The organism is Brachyspira sp. G79, assembly GCF_002379365.1.
Taxonomy (GTDB): domain Bacteria; phylum Spirochaetota; class Brachyspiria; order Brachyspirales; family Brachyspiraceae; genus Brachyspira.
On sequence record NZ_JQIU01000008.1, the window covers coordinates 948,560 to 966,091 of the forward strand.

15 protein-coding genes are annotated in these 17,532 nt (G+C 28.0%); 7 read left to right on the forward strand and 8 right to left on the reverse strand.

Going from position 1 to position 17,532, the window contains the following annotated elements; genetic code table 11:
* Positions 1-43: 43 nt before the first annotated feature.
* Together KQ44_RS05580 and KQ44_RS14870 are read right to left on the reverse strand one after the other, a co-directional pair.
* Positions 44-1,006, reverse strand: coding sequence for a sialidase family protein (locus tag KQ44_RS05580; RefSeq protein WP_240516499.1), 963 nt, complete (start codon positions 1,004-1,006; stop codon positions 44-46).
* 8 nt (positions 1,007-1,014) lie between these two features.
* The gene (locus tag KQ44_RS14870) at positions 1,015-1,170 is read right to left on the reverse strand and encodes a hypothetical protein (protein ID WP_240516500.1); all 156 of its coding nucleotides are present in this window, start codon (positions 1,168-1,170) and stop codon (positions 1,015-1,017) included.
* A gap of 336 nt (positions 1,171-1,506) precedes the next feature.
* Here KQ44_RS14870 and KQ44_RS05585 point away from each other — a divergent pair, with 336 nt between their 5' ends.
* Positions 1,507-2,703, forward strand: a complete 1,197-nt coding sequence (locus KQ44_RS05585) for a pyridoxal phosphate-dependent aminotransferase (protein ID WP_096736583.1) — start codon at positions 1,507-1,509, stop codon at positions 2,701-2,703.
* Positions 2,704-2,896: 193 nt separating this feature from the next.
* On the opposite strand, the gene KQ44_RS05590 is transcribed toward KQ44_RS05585, so the two are convergent.
* The 4 genes from KQ44_RS05590 to KQ44_RS05605 form a co-directional block, all read right to left on the reverse strand.
* Complete coding sequence (locus tag KQ44_RS05590) at positions 2,897-4,348, reverse strand: catalase (RefSeq protein ID WP_096736584.1); 1,452 nt, start codon at positions 4,346-4,348, stop codon at positions 2,897-2,899.
* A gap of 701 nt (positions 4,349-5,049) precedes the next feature.
* Positions 5,050-6,039 carry an AAA family ATPase gene (locus tag KQ44_RS05595; protein ID WP_096736585.1) on the reverse strand — a complete coding sequence of 330 codons (990 nt, stop codon included), beginning with the start codon at positions 6,037-6,039 and terminating at the stop codon, positions 5,050-5,052.
* 1 nt (position 6,040) lies between these two features.
* Positions 6,041-6,559 (reverse strand): BatD family protein, encoded by a 519-nt coding sequence (locus KQ44_RS05600; RefSeq protein ID WP_096736586.1) that lies wholly within the window; start codon positions 6,557-6,559, stop codon positions 6,041-6,043.
* Positions 6,560-6,624: 65 nt separating this feature from the next.
* Positions 6,625-7,371 (reverse strand): hypothetical protein, encoded by a 747-nt coding sequence (locus tag KQ44_RS05605; protein ID WP_096736587.1) that lies wholly within the window; start codon positions 7,369-7,371, stop codon positions 6,625-6,627.
* Between the two features lie 268 nt (positions 7,372-7,639).
* On the opposite strand from KQ44_RS05605, the gene KQ44_RS05610 reads away from it, so the two are divergent.
* The 3 genes from KQ44_RS05610 to KQ44_RS05620 all read left to right on the forward strand — a co-directional run bounded on the left by KQ44_RS05610 (position 7,640) and on the right by KQ44_RS05620 (position 11,391).
* Positions 7,640-8,953, forward strand: coding sequence for an MATE family efflux transporter (locus KQ44_RS05610; protein WP_096736588.1), 1,314 nt, complete (start codon positions 7,640-7,642; stop codon positions 8,951-8,953).
* A gap of 78 nt (positions 8,954-9,031) precedes the next feature.
* Positions 9,032-9,835 carry an SDR family NAD(P)-dependent oxidoreductase gene (locus KQ44_RS05615; protein WP_096736589.1) on the forward strand — a complete coding sequence of 268 codons (804 nt, stop codon included), beginning with the start codon at positions 9,032-9,034 and terminating at the stop codon, positions 9,833-9,835.
* 95 nt (positions 9,836-9,930) lie between these two features.
* Entirely contained in the window at positions 9,931-11,391 is a 1,461-nt protein-coding gene (locus KQ44_RS05620; RefSeq protein ID WP_096736590.1) for a radical SAM protein, read from the forward strand.
* 92 nt (positions 11,392-11,483) lie between these two features.
* Here the strand turns inward: KQ44_RS05620 and KQ44_RS05625 are convergent, their stop codons facing one another.
* Positions 11,484-12,473 carry an ABC transporter substrate-binding protein gene (locus KQ44_RS05625; protein WP_096736591.1) on the reverse strand — a complete coding sequence of 330 codons (990 nt, stop codon included), beginning with the start codon at positions 12,471-12,473 and terminating at the stop codon, positions 11,484-11,486.
* A gap of 184 nt (positions 12,474-12,657) precedes the next feature.
* Between KQ44_RS05625 and KQ44_RS05630 the strand changes: the two genes are divergently transcribed.
* Positions 12,658-13,695 carry a glycosyltransferase family 9 protein gene (locus tag KQ44_RS05630; RefSeq protein ID WP_096736592.1) on the forward strand — a complete coding sequence of 346 codons (1,038 nt, stop codon included), beginning with the start codon at positions 12,658-12,660 and terminating at the stop codon, positions 13,693-13,695.
* Positions 13,696-13,703: 8 nt separating this feature from the next.
* Here KQ44_RS05630 and KQ44_RS05635 read toward each other — a convergent pair whose 3' ends face one another.
* A complete protein-coding gene (locus KQ44_RS05635) occupies positions 13,704-14,771 on the reverse strand; it encodes a metallophosphoesterase (protein ID WP_096736593.1) in 1,068 nt (355 codons plus the stop codon).
* 282 nt (positions 14,772-15,053) lie between these two features.
* On the opposite strand from KQ44_RS05635, the gene KQ44_RS05640 reads away from it, so the two are divergent.
* Positions 15,054-16,751: a hypothetical protein gene (locus KQ44_RS05640; protein WP_096736594.1), complete on the forward strand. Its 1,698-nt coding sequence runs from the start codon at positions 15,054-15,056 to the stop codon at positions 16,749-16,751.
* Positions 16,752-16,831: 80 nt separating this feature from the next.
* Positions 16,832-17,509: a transcriptional regulator gene (locus tag KQ44_RS05645; protein WP_013113036.1), complete on the forward strand. Its 678-nt coding sequence runs from the start codon at positions 16,832-16,834 to the stop codon at positions 17,507-17,509.
* Positions 17,510-17,532 lie beyond the last annotated feature (23 nt).

Here is a 17,532-nt window from a genome sequence, read left to right on the forward strand (position 1 = left end):
AATATTTATTATCATATAGTTATATTTACTTTATACTATATTTTTAATTAAAAGTAAACCTTTTCATATATATTTTTCTTATTTTATTTTTATCTTTATATCCGTAATATACGCATGATATAATACCATTATCTTCAACACACCAAGGATATCCGCAGTCTGTACTTTTCATAGAAGAATCTATTATAATCTCTTCATTTAAGGCTTTATAATTAATTTTTTCTATTATATCATCTATATCATCAGTATTATCAAGTAAAATAGCTCTTATACCATACAGCTTTAATCTGTATCCGTAAGTAAGAAGAAGTTTACCATTACTTAAAATTAGAGGATTTAACGGGTAGCCTTTTATATTAGTCGATATTGGGTTTGAAAAAGTTTTCCCTTCATCTTTTGAATAGCTTATAGATGTAAAAGCATATTCATTATTAATATGCGTTCTTATGAAAGCTATAACATTATTTTTATAATTGAAAAGAGAAGGTTCAACATATTCTATTTTTGACTTTTTTCTATTTATTTTTCTTAAATCAGTTTCAGCTAAAAAAGTTTTAAGTTTCCAATTAATTAAATCTTTACTAGAAATAATATAACACTGATATTTAAAATTATTTTTATTTATATTTTTTTTGTATGCGTATATTGGAGCAAGTACTTCATTGTTATTTAATTTACACATACTGCCTCTAACCGCAAAGTTTTTCATTATATCATTCTCATTATTTATTTTTATAATATAAGGACTCGAAAAAGTTTCTCCATTATCATAGCTTATACATACACCTATTCCAGAAAGTAATGCTATAGTGCTGTCATATTCTATAAAAGTATAATCTTTGAATAATTCTTTTTCATTAATTGGGTGAAATGTATATCTGAAATAGTATGCCATTATAGTTTTATCATCTATTCTAAAAAGCTGGGCATCTTGTTTTGCAGCTTCATCATCTTTAGCAAATTCAAATATTCTCTCTACCCTATTTTTATTAATAACAGCAAGCATTGATTTGCTTAATGAATGAAGATGAGAATAATGTTTTTTATTTTTGGTGCTAGTCTAAAACTTACTAAATATTTATTATTATCAAGTTTGATAATACTAGGAAAAGCAGGATATAAATTTCTATCTTCAAAAATTATAATTTCATCTAAAATATTTATTTTCATAATAAAGCCTCAAATTTATATATAATAATTTTCGGTATAAGAATAGACTTGCTATAAAACTAAATCAATAAAGATTTATAATGTTTTAAACTTAAGATTTTGATAGTTCATAATATATACTTAAGCAAAAGTACATATAACATCTTTTATAAAACTGTAAAATTTCTATGCTGCACAAATATTATATAAACAAAAAATTAATAATTACATACTAAAATATTTTTTAAAACATAGTATTCTTTAACAAATTTTTTATTAAGTATATTGACAATTTTTATAATTTGATATATCTTGTTTTTTTAGATTACTATATATAATAATTATTGGAGAAGTGTTATGGATATATCTAAAAGAATTCAAAGATTAAAAGTTTCGCCTGTTAGAAAATTGAACCCTTATGCAGAAGATGCTGTAAAAAGAGGAATTAAGATTTACCATCTTAATATTGGTCAGCCAGATATAGAAACTCCTAAGATATTTTTTGAAGCAATTTCTAAATATAACGGTACAACTCTCAGATATGAGCATTCAAGAGGATTGGCTTTGCTTATTGATAGAATACAAAAATATTATGAAAAATTAGGTATTCATTATGATGTAGAGGATATAGTTATCACTAGCGGAGGTTCTGAAGCTATATCTTTTGCTATGCTTGCTATATTTGATGAGGGAGATGAGATATTAGTTTCTGAGCCTTTGTATGCTAATTACAAAAGTTTCTATGATGTATTTGATATTAAATACAATGCTGTTAGAACTTATGCTGAAGACGGTTTCCATTTGCCTAGCCGCGAGGAAATAGAAAAACATATAACTCCTAAAACTAAAGCATTTATGCTTGCAAATCCTTCTAATCCTACAGGTGTTGTGTACACTAAAAGAGAGATGGACGATATAGCATACATAGTAAAAAAATATGATTTGTTTTTGATAAGCGATGAAGTTTACAGAGAGTTTGTTTATGGAGACAGAACAGCAATTAGTTTTGGTACTTACAAAGATATAGAAGAAAATGTTGTTATAATAGACTCCATATCAAAAAGATTCTCTGCATGTGGAGCTAGAATAGGCTGTCTTATAAGTAAAAATAAAAAATTAATGACTGCAGTATTCAGAGAATGTCAAGCAAGACTTTCTCTTCCTACTTTGGATATGCTTGGAGCTGTTGCTTTGTATGAACTTCCAGATCATTATTTTGACGCAGCTTTAAAAGAGTATGATTACAGAAGAAGAATTATATTTGAAGAGCTTAATAAAATGGAAGGTGTTATTGCAAGAGAACCTGAAGGAGCTTTTTATGTACTTGCAAAACTTCCTGTTAAAAATGCTGAAGATTTCATAATATGGCTTTTGAAAGATTTTAATATTAATGGAGAAACTGTTATGTTTGCTCCTGCTGAAGGTTTCTATGCAACTGAAGGCTTGGGTAAAGATGAAGTTAGAATTTCTTATGCTTTAGATTCTAATGATTTGAAAAAAGCTATGAATATATTAAAAGAAGCATTGATTAAATATAAAGAAGTAGAAAAATAAGTATTATTTACTTTTTTATAATAAAATATTAATAATCTTAATAAAAAGAGAGCTGTTTTTTATGGCTCTCTTTTATTATATCTTTTATTATTTTATAAAATAAAAGCTAATACCTTTATTAAAAAAGATATTAGCTGTAATAATAGTTTGATTGTTTTTATATTTTTTTCAAAATCATTATACTAAAAAATTATCATATATCTTTCTCATCAATGCCCAAAGCTTTAAGTACACCTAATCCGTAGGCTTTGTCCACATTCATACAATTTTTAACATGTCTTAATTTTACTTCTTTAGTAACGCCGTTCATATCTCTTGCCGTGTTTTCAAATAATACTTTTTTCTGCTCATCAGTCATAAGATTAAATAAAGCTCTTGCATCAGTATAGTAATCATCATCATCTTCTCTGTAATCATATCTGAAAGCATCACCATAAAGTTTTAGAGGAGGCTCAGCATACTCTTTTTGCTCTTTCCATTCACCCTGAGAGTTTGGTTCATATTCTACTTTAGAGCCATTATTAGAATCTACTTTCATATATCCGTCTCTATGATAAGTATTAGCTTTAAACTTAGGAGCATTTACTGGTATGCTTGAATAATTAACGCCAAGTCTATATCTTTGAGTATCAGTATATGAGAATAATCTTCCTTGAAGCATTCTGTCTGGAGAAAAACCAATTCCCGGAATTATTGTAGAAGGACTGAATGCTGACTGTTCTACTTCTGCAAAATAATTTTCAGGATTTCTATTTAATTCTAAAACTCCTACATCAATTAAAGGATATTCTTTCTGAGACCAAGTTTTAGTTAGATCGAATGGATTTCTTTTGCTTGCATTAGCTTGTTCTTCTGTCATTATCTGAATCTTCATATTCCATCTTGGATAATCTCCTCTTTCTATAGCTTCAAATAAATCTTTTTGAGAGCTTTCTCTGTCTTTTGCTATTACTGCTGCTGCTTCTTCATCAGTAAGATTTTTAATGCCCTGCTGAGTTTTGAAATGGAATTTTACCCAAAATCTTTTATTATCTTTATTTATAAAACTATAAGCATGACTGCTGAAACCATGCATATATCTGTAGCTATAAGGTATTCCTCTGTCACTCATATCTATTGTTATTTGATGAATAGCTTCAGGCAAAGAAGTTAAAAAATCCCATTTATTCTGAGCACTTCTCATATTTGTTTTAGGGTCTCTTTTTACAGCATGATTTAAATCTGGGAATTTTAAAGGGTCTCTAAAATAAAATACTGGAGTATTATTCCCTACCAAATCCCAGTTTCCTTCTTCTGTATAGAATTTAATTGCAAATCCTCTGATATCTCTCTCGGCATCTGCAGCTCCCCTCTCTCCAGCTACTGTAGAAAATCTTACAAATAAATCAGTTTTCTTTCCTATTTCAGAAAATATTTTTGCTTTGGTATACTGTGTTATATCATGTGTAACTGTAAATGTACCGTATGCCCCAGAACCTTTTGCATGCATTCTTCTTTCTGGTATTACCTCTCTATCAAAATGTGCCATCTTCTCCATAAACCATACATCTTGAAGAAGCATAGGTCCTCTAGGTCCTGCTGTAATTGAGTTTTGATTGTTTTCAACTGGAGCCCCAAATTCAGTTGTTAATTTTTTATCAGACATATTAAAATCTCCTTATTGATATTAATTACTAATAAATATATTATACTAAATAATATATATTATTTCAAGACTTAATCATAATTTTTTTATTATTTTATATTTTAATATGAAACTTTTTTAATATTTATACGTCTAATATATCAAACAGATATATGATTATATATTTTGGAGGTTTGTGTTAAATTAAAAGCATATTTATTTTAATATGCCTTCGCTTAAAACTTTTGAATGACATATTTATAAAAGTTTTACAGTGTTGTACAATATTAAAACGGATAAAACTGCTTTATAGTAGTATACTGCAGTTTTATCCAAAATTATTATTTAATTTTTAATGACGCTGTTTGAAAATATTTCAATAAATAATTATATAAATTTTATTTTTAGCAATTTTTTATAGGGAACTTTTTATAGATTTATACGTCTAATATGTTAAATAAAGCTGATTTATAAAATTAAATCGTTTTAGAGGTTTATGTTAAATTTTTAAAGGAGGTTATTTTTGCTTAATACTTTTAATGATGTAAACTAAATTTCATGATTTTAAAGTGTTATGCATATAAAGCTGCTTTGAACATTTTGGAGGTTTATGCGGTTCAAAGCAGCTTTAGTTTGTTTTTATTTGATTAATAAATGCTTACCTTATAAAAAAGCCTATATAAAATTATTATATAGGCTTTTTATTTTTCAAGTATATTTTTTTAAGGCACATTTATACTAGCAAGCAAGTTTTCTATTATCATATCGCTATTAATATTTTCTGCCTGTGCTTCATAGCTTATGCTTATTCTATGCCTTAATATTTCATAAGCAACTGCTCTTATATCTTCTGGCATAACAAATCCCCTTCCCTGCATCATAGCATTAGCTTTTGCTGCTTTTGTAAGGTATATTCCAGCCCTTGGAGAAGCACCGTATTCTATATATTCACTTTGAAGTTTATATTCTTTTGGATTTCTAGTGGCGTCTATAATATTAACTATATAATCAATTAATCTTTCTTCTATATGTATTTGATTAGCCAATTTTCTTAATTTTTCTATAGTTTCTATAGTAGTTATTGATTTTAATTCTTCTGGTTTTGAAGAAGACATATTTTTTATAATAGTTTTCTCTTCGCTTTTAGTAGGGTATTTTACTATTACTTTGAGCATAAATCTGTCAACTTGTGCTTCTGGTAATGGATAAGTACCTTCCTGTTCTATAGGGTTTTGAGTTGCAAGTACCAAAAATACATCGGGCAGCTGATAAGTAGTATCTCCTATAGTAACCTGATGTTCACCCATAGCCTCTAAAAGAGCAGACTGTACTTTAGCAGGCGAACGGTTTATTTCATCTGCCAATATTATATTTGAAAATATTGGTCCTTGTTTTGGTACAAATGCCGAGTTTTTTATATCGTAAATTTCTGTTCCCACAATATCAGCAGGAAGTAAATCGGGTGTAAACTGTATTCTTTTGTAGCTTGCATCTATAGTACTTGCCAATGATTTTACAGTTAAAGTTTTAGCAAGCCCAGGTACTCCTTCTAATAATACATGCCCATCACATATAATACCCAAAAGAAGTTTGTCTATCATATTTTCCTGACCAATTATTACTTTTTTTATTTCGCTTTTTATAGCCTGCACAACATCAAGTGCCATTTTTGAGGCTTCAGAAATAGCCTGCAAAGAATTATTTTCTGTCATGTCAACTTCCTATTTTATAGTTTTTTTTATTTTCAAATGCTTTTTTATTAAAATTATGCTGTTCTTTTATAAACTTAAATATTAAAAAAGCTATAAGAATTATAACAACCCATTGCCCTATCATAATTAATATAAACCAAGAACTGAAGACCCTTATATTATATTCTTTAATTAATTGTTCCTGAGGCACTAAACTATTTCCTCTTTCTACGTTATAGTATGCAGCTTCTAGTTCAGGTATTTTTAATTTTCCTTTTCTAATGGGTTTAAGTGTATAAGTTATTTTATAATTCATAGTAGGAACTTCATTATCTTTATGTATAGTTTCCATTTCTATTTCTTTATTAATAACTTCAAAATCACTTATAGCATTTTCATTAATGCCAGACGGTTTGAACTTACCAGCATCTCCAGTATAAAGGAGAGAATATTCTATATTTTCCCATTCATACATACTTTTTTTATTAACTTTATCCTCCACTATTACTATAGAATATAATAGTGCATTTGCTGTTATCATTATTAAAAAAATATAGTATTTAATCATTGAAGTAGATTATATAAAAATGTAAAAAAAGTCAATAGTTATCTTCTAAACTTATTAAAATCCAAAGTGTATGACAATGATACACCTATACCAAAATAAAATCCGCTTGCAAGCTGTTCCAAATAAGGAGTAAAGTTTAATGAAAGACTTGCATCGCTGTTAAGTACAAGATAAAGTCCTAATCCCAAATGATTAAGATATAAAAATGCACTATTATAGAAATCATAGGCTATATGATACTCTAAATATATACCAGCAAGAGAAAATCCGAATAAAGCTCCAGGGTATACTCCTAAAGCCATTTTAAGCCTTAAAGATTCTACTACGCCTCTAGGATCATTAAAATACATAGGAACTTCTAAGTTGGCATACATAGTTAAAAAATCTCCTAATCCTATTAAATAATGTATTTGAGGATTAAGACCAAATTTTTGTTTTGATGAGCCTGGGAATAATACTTCAACAGCTCCTATAAAGCCATTAAAAAACTGAAATCTAGGCATTATTGAAAACTGGGGCTCTCCTTCTACACCAACACCTAATTCTGGAAGATACGTCATAGGAAGTACTCTTGCAAATATATCAAAGTTTCTAAGTATTCCGAAGTTAATCATAATAGGACTTGATAATGTATATTTTTTAGTACCTATTCTATCATTATTAACATAAATAGTACCGCCCAAACGCAATGCACCTGTCATTCCAGTGTACATCTTATATGGAAAAGAATAAGCCAATGCTGATAATACAGACATTAAAATAAATGTAAAAATTAATCTTCTCATATATTAAAAATCTTCCATAGTATTTATATACTTATAATACACTTAATACAAAAAAATATCAATAAATAATATTAATAAATAAATTATTATAACTATTAGAAATATAGTATGTTATTAGTCCTAAATTTGACTTTTAAAAAGTATATGGTATAATGTAATTAAGTTCATCGGAGGACTTATTGGAAATAGAAAATACCAAAGGTTGGATAAGATGTCTAATTATTAGATTTCTTTTCCAGCCTTTTATTTTTTTGTAAGGGTTTATTTTATGGATATTCTAAAAACGGATGTGAAAAAAATATTTTTTAAGTATTTGTATGCAAGTTTCGGAAGTGCTTTAATAGCTGCTATTTATTCTATAGTAGATGTTGCTATGGTTGGTCAGTACGAAGGTGATAATGGAGCTGCTGCTTTGGCGGTATTTGCTCCTATATGGAATATAATATACAGCATAGGAATGTTATTTGGTATAGGAGGTTCTGTTCTTTTTAGTAAGGCAAGAGGCTCTGGAGAACATGAAAAATCAAATATTTTCTTTACTTCTTCATTCATTGCTCTATCAATAGTCATATTTATAATTTGGGTTTTATCAATAGTATTTGAAGATAATATACTTTATTTTTTCGGTGCTGATGATGTGCTTTTAAGATTGGCTAAAATATATTTTCTTCCTATAAAAATAATCCTTCCTTTATTTGCTTTCAGTCAATTTTTTGCTGCGTATCTTAGAAATGATAATGCCCCTATGAAAGCTACTATTGCTGTTATGGCTGGCGGAATATTTAATATATTTGGTGATTACTTTTTTGTATTTGTATGCGATATGGGTATATTCGGTGCTGGTCTTGCCACCGCTATAGGACAGGTTATTACTGCTTTAATTTTAATATCTCATCTATTTACAAAAAAGAATACTTTAAAATTTGTAAAAGTAAATAAATTATTTTCATTATCAAAGAATATAGTATCAATTGGTTTTTCTACGTTTTTTATAGATATAGCAATGGGAATACTTGCTTTAATGTTTAATAATCAGATAATGAAATATTTTAACTCTTCAGCATTGGCAGTGTACTCTGTAATAATTAATATTAATATATTAGTTCAGTCATCAGCTTATGCAATAGGACAAGCAGCACAGCCTATAATATCTGCTAATCTTGGAGCAGGCAATATGAACAGAATAAAATCTGCAGTGAAATATGGTATATTTACAGCTTTAATATTGGCAATAGTTTCTACTTTATTTACATACTTTAATACTGACTTCTTAATGAAAGCATTTATGAAGCCTTCAGATGAAGCTTTGAGTATATCAAAAAATATTATGAGAGCTTATTTTATATCATTCTTAATACTCCCATTTAATATATATGCCACATACTATTTTCAGGCTATAATGAAACCAGCTTATTCATTTATAATTGCAATATTGAGAGGTCTTATAATAAGCGGTATTTTAATATTTGTAATGCCTTTAATATTTGCAAAAGAGAGTATATGGTATGTTATGCCTATTACAGAAGTTTTAACTTTTATAGTAACAGCAGTATTTTTTATAAAATATAGAACTTTAAAATAATTATATATTTTATAGAAATAATTATTAAATAGAATATAATTATTTAATATAAACATTGTAAAAAGGAGATTTAAGTAAATGAAACTTTTAGATAAAAAAATAGCACTAGTAACATCAGCAACCAGAGGTATAGGTTTAGCATGTTCAAAAAAACTAGCTGAAAATGGAGCAAAGGTTTATTTAGCTGTAAGAAGACTTGATGCAGGTAAGAAAATAGTCGATGAAATTATAAAAAATGGCGGAGAGGCTGACACGGTATATTTTGATGCTTCTAAAGAAGAAACTTTTACTTCTATGATTGAAGAGACAGTAAAAAAAGAAAATAGAATAGATATACTAGTTAATAATTTCGGTACTACTGATACTAATAAAGATTTTGATTTAATTAACGGTGATACTGATGCATTTTTTAATATAGTTAATGAAAACTTAAAAAGTGTTTATCTTCCTTCAAAGGCTGCTGTTAAGCATATGATTAATACTGGCGGAGGAAGTATAATTAATATTTCTTCAGTAGGCGGCATATTTCCAGATATGTCAAGACTAGCATACGGCATATCAAAATCGGCAATCAATTTTCTTACAAAAAATATTGCTGTTCAGTATGCAAGACAAAATATAAGATGCAATGCTGTACTTCCTGGCTTTGTTGCAACTGATGCTGCTATGGAAAATATGTCAGAAGATTTTTTGAAATTGTTTTTAAAAAATGTTCCATTAAACAGACCAGCAGAGCCTGAAGATATTGCTAATGCAGTACTTTTCTTTGCAAGCGATTATTCATCATTTATAACAGGTGAAACTATGCCCGTAGCAGGAGGATTTGGTCTTCCTTCACCTATGTATAGTCAGTATATGGATATGGGCGGAAAGAAAGGATAATATTTTTTTACATTATGAACTTATTTACATTTTTACTTATTAAAGTATAATAATTTTTTAATATTTAGTAATTTAGTAAAAAGGCAAATCAATTTATGAGTAATAAGATAAATAAGATATACATAGGCTATCCGCCATTTGAAAGCGACAGAGGAGTAGCATTATTATCTCAAAATAGACAATTTCAATGGTTTAAAAGCCCTACATATATTTACCCAGTAGTACCAGCTACTGCAGCAACTATGATAAAAAATGCGGGTTATGATGTGGACTTTGTTGATGCCATTGCTAGAAATATGACAACTGAACAATGGTATAAATATTTAGATGAGAAAACTCCAGATTTATTATTTTTTGAGGTAAAAACCCCTGTTATATATAAGGCTTGGAAAATAGTTAATGACTTGAAAGCTAAATACCCAAATATGATAGTGGTTATTGCTGGAGACCATGTTACCGCTATGCCAGAAGAGACTATGAATAACTGCAAAGTTGATTATTTATTAATGGGCGGGGATTATGATTTTCTTCTTTTAAACTTAATAGAGCATCTTAATGGAAAAACTCAGTTAGAAAAAGGTATATATTATAGAGAAAATAATAGTATAAAAAATACAGGATTTTTTGAATTAAGACATGATTTAAAAAGCCTTCCATTTATAGACAGAGATTTAACTCAGTGGCAGAGATACGCATATGATAATGGCAACTTCAAAAGAATACCAGGTACTTATATAATGGCTGGAAGAGACTGCTGGCATCATAGATGTACTTTCTGCTCTTGGACTGGTATATATACAAATTTCCGTGCAAGAACTGCTGAAAATGTGGTTGATGAGGTGGAGTTTCTTTATAATAAATATAATATTAAAGAGATAATGGACGATACAGGCTGTTTTCCAGTAAAAAAATGGCTTAATGATTTTTGTAATTTTATGATAGATAAAAAGCTAAATAAAAAAGTTAATATAGACTGCAATATGCGTTTTGGGGCATGTAATGAAGATGAGTACAGACTTATGAAAAAAGCTGGATTTAGATTTTTATTATTTGGTTTGGAATCGGCAAGTCAGAATACATTGGACAAACTTAAAAAAGGAAATAAGGTTGAAGAGATACTTCCATCTTGTAAGGCAGCATCAAATGCAGGACTTTCTCCTCATGTAACTGTAATGCTTGGCTATCCTTGGGAAACTGAAGAGGATATTGAGAAAACTTATGAGCTTACTAAAAAACTTCTTCTTAAAGGTTATGCTAAAACTATGCAGGCTACAATTATAATACCTTATCCTGGAACAGAGTTATTTAATCAATGTAAAAAAGAAAATTGGCTTACTACAGAAAATTGGGAAGATTATGATATGCGTAAAGCTATAATGAAAACTGATGTAGGCGAAGAGGAAATAAAAGAATGGGTACAAAAACTTTATAATCTAAGTTTTACTCCGCAGTTTTTAATGCATAAAGTATTATCTATAAGAGATTTGGACGATATTAAATATTATTTAAGGGCTTTCAAAAAAGTATCATCTGGACACTTAAAAGATTTTGCCTAATAGTATTTTTATTTTTATAAAATAAATAAACCTGCAGTATTAAACTGCAGGTTTTTGTGTTATGTAGTATCTAAAAAATATGGAACTTGTTTTTAATTCATATATATATCACTAGGTATAGTAAGTCCCAATCTATTTATCATATTTGTATTTACAACAAAATTGTAGCTGTCAACTGTTTCAATAGGTATGTTTTTTATATCTTTGATGCCTTCCAAAACTTCTATTGCTTTTTTAGCAGTAAGAACTCCCATATCATAATAATTAACAGAATATGTTACAGTGCCTCCTATTTTTGTCATACTAGCATCAGCACATATAACTGGAAGTTTTTCGCTTTCTTCTATCATAGCAACATTTGCCATACTGTTTGCTATTATATTATCAGTAGGTGAAAATATAGCATCAACTTTATCTGCTGCACTTATCATCATCTGCTGTATTTCATTTGCATTTGCAACTGTTAGATCTATATATTCAAGTCCTAGTGAATCCAATTTCTCTTTTGCTAATTTTATCTGATATAATGAATTAATTTCGCTTGAACAGTATAAAAGTCCTATTTTTTTGGCATTAGGAAGTAATGTATGCATGAGTTCTATTTGTTTTTCTATAGGAGGGAGATTTATGGTGCCTGTTACATTTACATTAGGTTTATTGAGATTGGTGACTAATTTTGCCCCTATTGGATCTCCTATTCCCGAAGCTATTATTGGTATGTCTTTGGTGAGATTTACAGCCGACTGAGCTGCAGGAGTACCTATTGCTATTATGATATCGCTTTTATCATTAACAAATTTTTGTGCTATAGTATTACAGTTTGCGGTGTCCCCCTGAGCATTTTTATAGTCTATTACTATTTTTTTATTGCTGTTATTATAGTATTTATTAAGTTCATCTTCTATTCCCTTATATATCAAATCTAATGCCTCATGTTCTATCATCTGGCTTACACCTATCTTTATTACCTTATCATTTGAGGCGTTTGTCTTTTTATCATTTTCATGCCTGCTTATACCAAATGCTCCTACTAATACAAATACTGCTATTAATATAAAAATTATAATATGATTTTTTTTCATTGTTATTTCCTTTATTAAAATATTTAAGTATATATAATTACTTTATATAGTAATATTACTATATAAAGTAATATTTGTCAATACTGTTTGTAGTAATTTTTTTTATTTTTATTCATTTTTTATTGATATATTATAAAATTATTATATGATTATGATATTATAATAAAGCAGGCTATATAATTTTATGAAAATACTATTAATAAAACAAACTTCTTTAGGCGATGTTCTACATATGACACCTGTTATAAGGGCATTAAAGAAATGGAAGGCTGACTGTCAAATAGATGTAGTAACAGATAAAAGAGCATTAGGTATATTAGAGAACAATCCTTATATAAACAGATTATATGTTTTGGATATATACAGATATGAAAATGAGATATTTAAATCTCCTTTATTATTTTTTTCTACTATAAGAGAGTTTATTTCTCATATAGCAGAAGTAAGAAAAGAGAGTTATGATATAGCTATGGATTTGCAGGGACTTGAAAGAAGCATAATATTTTTATATTTATGTCATGCTAAAAAGAAATATGCTAAGGGAAAATGGTTTGGAGTAAAAAGTAATTATTATAAGGATATAAATGCTATAGAAGGACTTATATCTTTTTTGAAGTTTATTGATTGCCCTGATGACGGTACTGACTTGGACTATTTTTTACCTGACACTATAGAAGCTGATTTTAATAAAAAAACAGAACATATAAAATACAGCATAAATAGTAATTTTAATATAGATAATGAGTATATAGTTTTCTCTCCATTTTCAAGATGGGATACTAAAGATTTATCAGTAAATAAATCAAGAGAAATAATAAAAGAGATACAAAAATTAAAGGATATACAAATAATAGTTTCAGCTACATCCGATTATGATAAAGAATGTTTAGAAATAGTAAAGGGATTTAATAATGTTTTAAATAGTTCTGGACTTTTTAATCTGCCAGAACTAGCGTATTTAATAAAAAAATCAAAGGGAATGGTTACAGTAGATTCATTTCCAATGCATACAGGATGTGCATTTCAAAAACCATTAATAGCAGTATTCGGTCCTACAAGCGAGGTACGTGTTGGACCTATAGCAAAAAACTCCGAGACTATAAGAGTTGAAAATTTAGAATGTGCTAGATGCTATAAAAGAAAAAATTGTCCTAATAATCATATATGTATAGAAAATATAGATGCAAAACTTCTTGCTGAAAGATTAATAAAAAAAATATAGAGTTTATATTATCTTTTATTTTGCAAAGCAGAATATATTTTTTCTATTCCTATGCGTTTGGCAATTTCTACTATCTCTAGGTCTTCTTCATTATTAGTAGCAAATTCATGTTCTTCTGCTATAGCTAAAAACTCTTTTATTATGCTTTCATTGTGGGCATTTTCAAGCAGGAATAATTCTTTAGTTTTTATATTAATATCACGTACATATTTTGAATATTTATTTTTTATGCTGTTTATTTTTTCTTCAAGCTCATTTTCATCTTCAGCTATTCCATAAATATTAATATCTATAATATCATTTATATTCCATTCAGAGGCTTTTTGTTCTAAATTTGATATATTATAAATATTACTTTCATATACTCTGTATTCACCTGCATTTTTTATATTGATAAAACTTTTATTTATAGAGTTATTTTGTATATCAATAGCCAAATATCTTCTTTCACCCATTTCTGATTTTGTTCTTCTCCATACTCTTGCAGAACCTGTATATATTATTTCTATATTTTCAATATTAACTTCCATTTGTTTGTGAATATGCCCTACTACAGCAATATTAGGCTCTATTTTTTTTATTATATCTATTGGTATGCTTGCCGCCTCTTCATTTTCTTCTATAGCCCATAATGTGCCTTCTACTATACCATGTGCTATTACTATCCTGTTGTCAGCATTTAGATTTTCTATTTTTTTATTTAATTCATTATCTATAATATATTTTTCACTATATGGAAGTGCTATAATATCTAAATTATCTATATTAAAAAAACTTATATCTTCTATTACTATTAAATTATCAGGAAACTTCAATTTATTTAATGTTATGCCTTTTGATTTTAGGTTTTCATGGTTTCCTTTAAGTAAGTATACATTTTTATCATAGCTTTCTATTTTTTTTGAGAATGTATCTTTTAGTTCTTGTAAATCCTCAAATGTATTAAAAGTGTCTCCAAGTAAAAGAAGAGCATCATAATTTTTTGCTTGTTCTAATATTTCATCTAATACTGAAAGCGAGTATTCTTTTTCCTGAAGGCTTAAATGCAGGTCGCTTGATATTAATAATTTAGGCATAATAAACTTTCTCTTTTTTAATTTAATATATTTAAAAATTTTCAAAACTGTATTTTTGTATTATAAATTAAATATATCAATTAATCAATATACTTAATTTCAAAACTATTTTTTATTTATTTTAAAAAATTAATAATCAAAAAAATACAAAATTTTTACGTATATTTTTTTATTTATACGTATTAATAATTGAAGTAATGATTTTATCATATAAAAGTCATTTATATATAGAATATGTTTATTAAAGAATTTTACTATTTTTTAAAAATAGGGGCCATACTTATGAAAAATAGATTGTATTTAATATTGTTTTTACTAATTTTTATAATAGTTTTAATAGTTTCATGTAAGGGGATTAATCTTTTAAGCCCTATACATATACCGCCGCCAACTGATTTTAGATTGCCTGAAGACACAATACCAAGTCATGTTGATGTTAATCCAGTGCCTGCTAAAGACGGCGAAGTATTCGGAGGTTTTCAGAGGAAGTTTAAATATCAAGGTAAATGGTATATATTAGCTGACTATATGTATGATTATGACCCTAAAAGCAAAACATTAAATAAAAAAGCTGAAGACATAATACTTCAAATAGATGAGAGCGGAAATATAGTAGTTTATGATAAAGACAGTAAAGGATATGATGATTTATTAAGAATGAATGTAATAGAAGAAAACAGAGTTTTATATGAAGATTATTATTATGGAAAGTATTCATATTCTTCAAGTTCTTTTTATACTACAGACTGTAAAGGTGAAGAAGGTTATCATTCATTTCGTACAGGCATAACTTTTAATAATGAGATAAGAACATCATCAGATTTAATAAATTGGACAACAGAAGGTTCTGATGATAATATTTATAAAACTTTTCCTTCAGTAAGTACAGACCCTAATGCTAGTTTTCAAGGAAGATTTGGTGTTAGCAGTTATAAAATTGTAGAGTTTAAAAATTATATATATGTAATTGGTTTAAAAGAAGATTTTGATGAGCAAAATCCAAGCGGATGCAGAAATACATCTTTAGGAACATTTACTGTAAGTAAGAACGTTTATTATAGAATAGATAAAAATAAAGATACTTCTATAGGTGCTAATTGGGAGAAGATTAATACTCCTTGGGGACAAAGAAGTTATCCTAATATTCGCTATGATAAAGATAAAATATATGTTGCAAAAGGCGAAAGAGAATATTGGGAATGGATAAGCCCTCCTTATTGGACTTCTAAAAAAGAATCTTTTGAAAATGATAATACTATATGGTCAACTACTGACGGCGTAAATTGGCAAGTAGAGCCTAATTCCTCAGCTTATAATAATGCAAAATATTTATCAACTACTGGAGGAGATTTGCCATATATACAAAAAAAGATAAGAACTCCTGAAGAGCCTAATTGGATAAAACTTGATAATGGGAGATATTATAAATCTGACAACTCTCCTTATGGAACTTATAGAATAAATAATAAATATTATTATGTTCCTATACCTCCTTATGAAGAAATAGAAGCTGCTTATGACAGCGGGCAGGAATATTTTACTATCACAGAAGCTCATATAAAGAGTGCAGGGCTTAATCAGTTTTTAACCAAAGATAAAGAGCCGAATAAAGATGAAGATTGGACAGTTATCACTCCTATAGATTATACAGATAAATTAATGGTATGGCAGAGCGGAGGCGAAAAAGTTATGCTTAATATTGATAATAAGGCAGTACAGCTTGTGGACTATGAACAAATAGAAGTTATGTACAATACTATTAAAGAATATTCTATTGTAATAAATTATTTGAGAAAAACAGCAAAAGAATTTAGAGATGGAACTTATTGGAGTGATGTTGCCAATAGTTATATAAAAGATGTACGTGTTGGTATGGAGTATGATGCTAGGGCTGATATGCTTGAGCTTTTAATGAATAACAGAGAATACATTATGCCCAATGAGGCTGTTACGCATTATACTGTGGAGTTTAAATATTAATAAAGTATTTTATATATTGAAATTTAATTTATATAGTAGTATCATCACTCTAATAATATTTTAGTTTTTAGAGGCTAATTATGGATAAAGAATATGCTAAACATTTAATGGGAATATATAAAGATAAAGTTCTTCATGAGAGAATGAAAAGAAGACTTGAATATTTTGAGAGGGTTTTTAAAAGAGATAATGATAAAAGACTTTTTGCTGAACTTGCATTTTGTATATGTACGCCTCAGACAAAGGCTAGAAGCGGGGCGGCTGCTATAATTGATTTGTATAATAATAATTTGCTTTTCAAAGGAAGTGCTGAAAAAGTAGCTAATATACTTATTAAGCATGTAAGATTTCATAATATGAAGGCTGAAAATATAGTGCTTGCTAGAAAGATTTATTTTCCTAATGAGAAGTTTGTATTAAAAGACAGAATCAATGAAGCTTTAAAAAATGATACTATGGTAGAATTAAGAAATGAGCTTGCTAAAGAAGTTAAAGGCTACGGACTTAAAGAGGCTAGTCATTTTCTTAGAAATATAGGGTTCGGACAAAAAATTGCCATACTTGACAGACATATAATGCGTGTAATGGATAAGCTGAGCATTCTGCCTGAAGGTATGACACCTAAAACAAGCCTTACAAAAAATAATTATCTAAGCTGCGAATCAAATCTAGTTGAATATTCAAAAAGCGAAAAAATACCTATGGAATATTTGGACTTTGTATTTTGGTATGATGCCACTAATGATATTTTTAAATAATTGTATTTTATCAAGATGAATTT

What these genes read in the sequence shown, in the direction of transcription:
- KQ44_RS05620 (WP_096736590.1), top strand. Translation starts at nt 9,931, where the DNA reads ATGAGTAATAAGATAAATAAGATATACATAGGCTATCCGCCATTTGAA.
- KQ44_RS05580 (WP_240516499.1), bottom strand. Translation starts at nt 1,006, where the DNA reads ATGCTTGCTGTTATTAATAAAAATAGGGTAGAGAGAATATTTGAATTT.
- KQ44_RS14870 (WP_240516500.1), bottom strand. Translation starts at nt 1,170, where the DNA reads ATGAAAATAAATATTTTAGATGAAATTATAATTTTTGAAGATAGAAAT.
- KQ44_RS05590 (WP_096736584.1), bottom strand. Translation starts at nt 4,348, where the DNA reads ATGTCTGATAAAAAATTAACAACTGAATTTGGGGCTCCAGTTGAAAAC.
- KQ44_RS05625 (WP_096736591.1), bottom strand. Translation starts at nt 12,473, where the DNA reads ATGAAAAAAAATCATATTATAATTTTTATATTAATAGCAGTATTTGTA.
- KQ44_RS05615 (WP_096736589.1), top strand. Translation starts at nt 9,032, where the DNA reads ATGAAACTTTTAGATAAAAAAATAGCACTAGTAACATCAGCAACCAGA.
- KQ44_RS05610 (WP_096736588.1), top strand. Translation starts at nt 7,640, where the DNA reads ATGGATATTCTAAAAACGGATGTGAAAAAAATATTTTTTAAGTATTTG.
- KQ44_RS05645 (WP_013113036.1), top strand. Translation starts at nt 16,832, where the DNA reads ATGGATAAAGAATATGCTAAACATTTAATGGGAATATATAAAGATAAA.
- KQ44_RS05635 (WP_096736593.1), bottom strand. Translation starts at nt 14,771, where the DNA reads ATGCCTAAATTATTAATATCAAGCGACCTGCATTTAAGCCTTCAGGAA.
- KQ44_RS05630 (WP_096736592.1), top strand. Translation starts at nt 12,658, where the DNA reads ATGAAAATACTATTAATAAAACAAACTTCTTTAGGCGATGTTCTACAT.
- KQ44_RS05640 (WP_096736594.1), top strand. Translation starts at nt 15,054, where the DNA reads ATGAAAAATAGATTGTATTTAATATTGTTTTTACTAATTTTTATAATA.
- KQ44_RS05605 (WP_096736587.1), bottom strand. Translation starts at nt 7,371, where the DNA reads ATGAGAAGATTAATTTTTACATTTATTTTAATGTCTGTATTATCAGCA.
- KQ44_RS05585 (WP_096736583.1), top strand. Translation starts at nt 1,507, where the DNA reads ATGGATATATCTAAAAGAATTCAAAGATTAAAAGTTTCGCCTGTTAGA.
- KQ44_RS05595 (WP_096736585.1), bottom strand. Translation starts at nt 6,039, where the DNA reads ATGACAGAAAATAATTCTTTGCAGGCTATTTCTGAAGCCTCAAAAATG.
- KQ44_RS05600 (WP_096736586.1), bottom strand. Translation starts at nt 6,559, where the DNA reads ATGATAACAGCAAATGCACTATTATATTCTATAGTAATAGTGGAGGAT.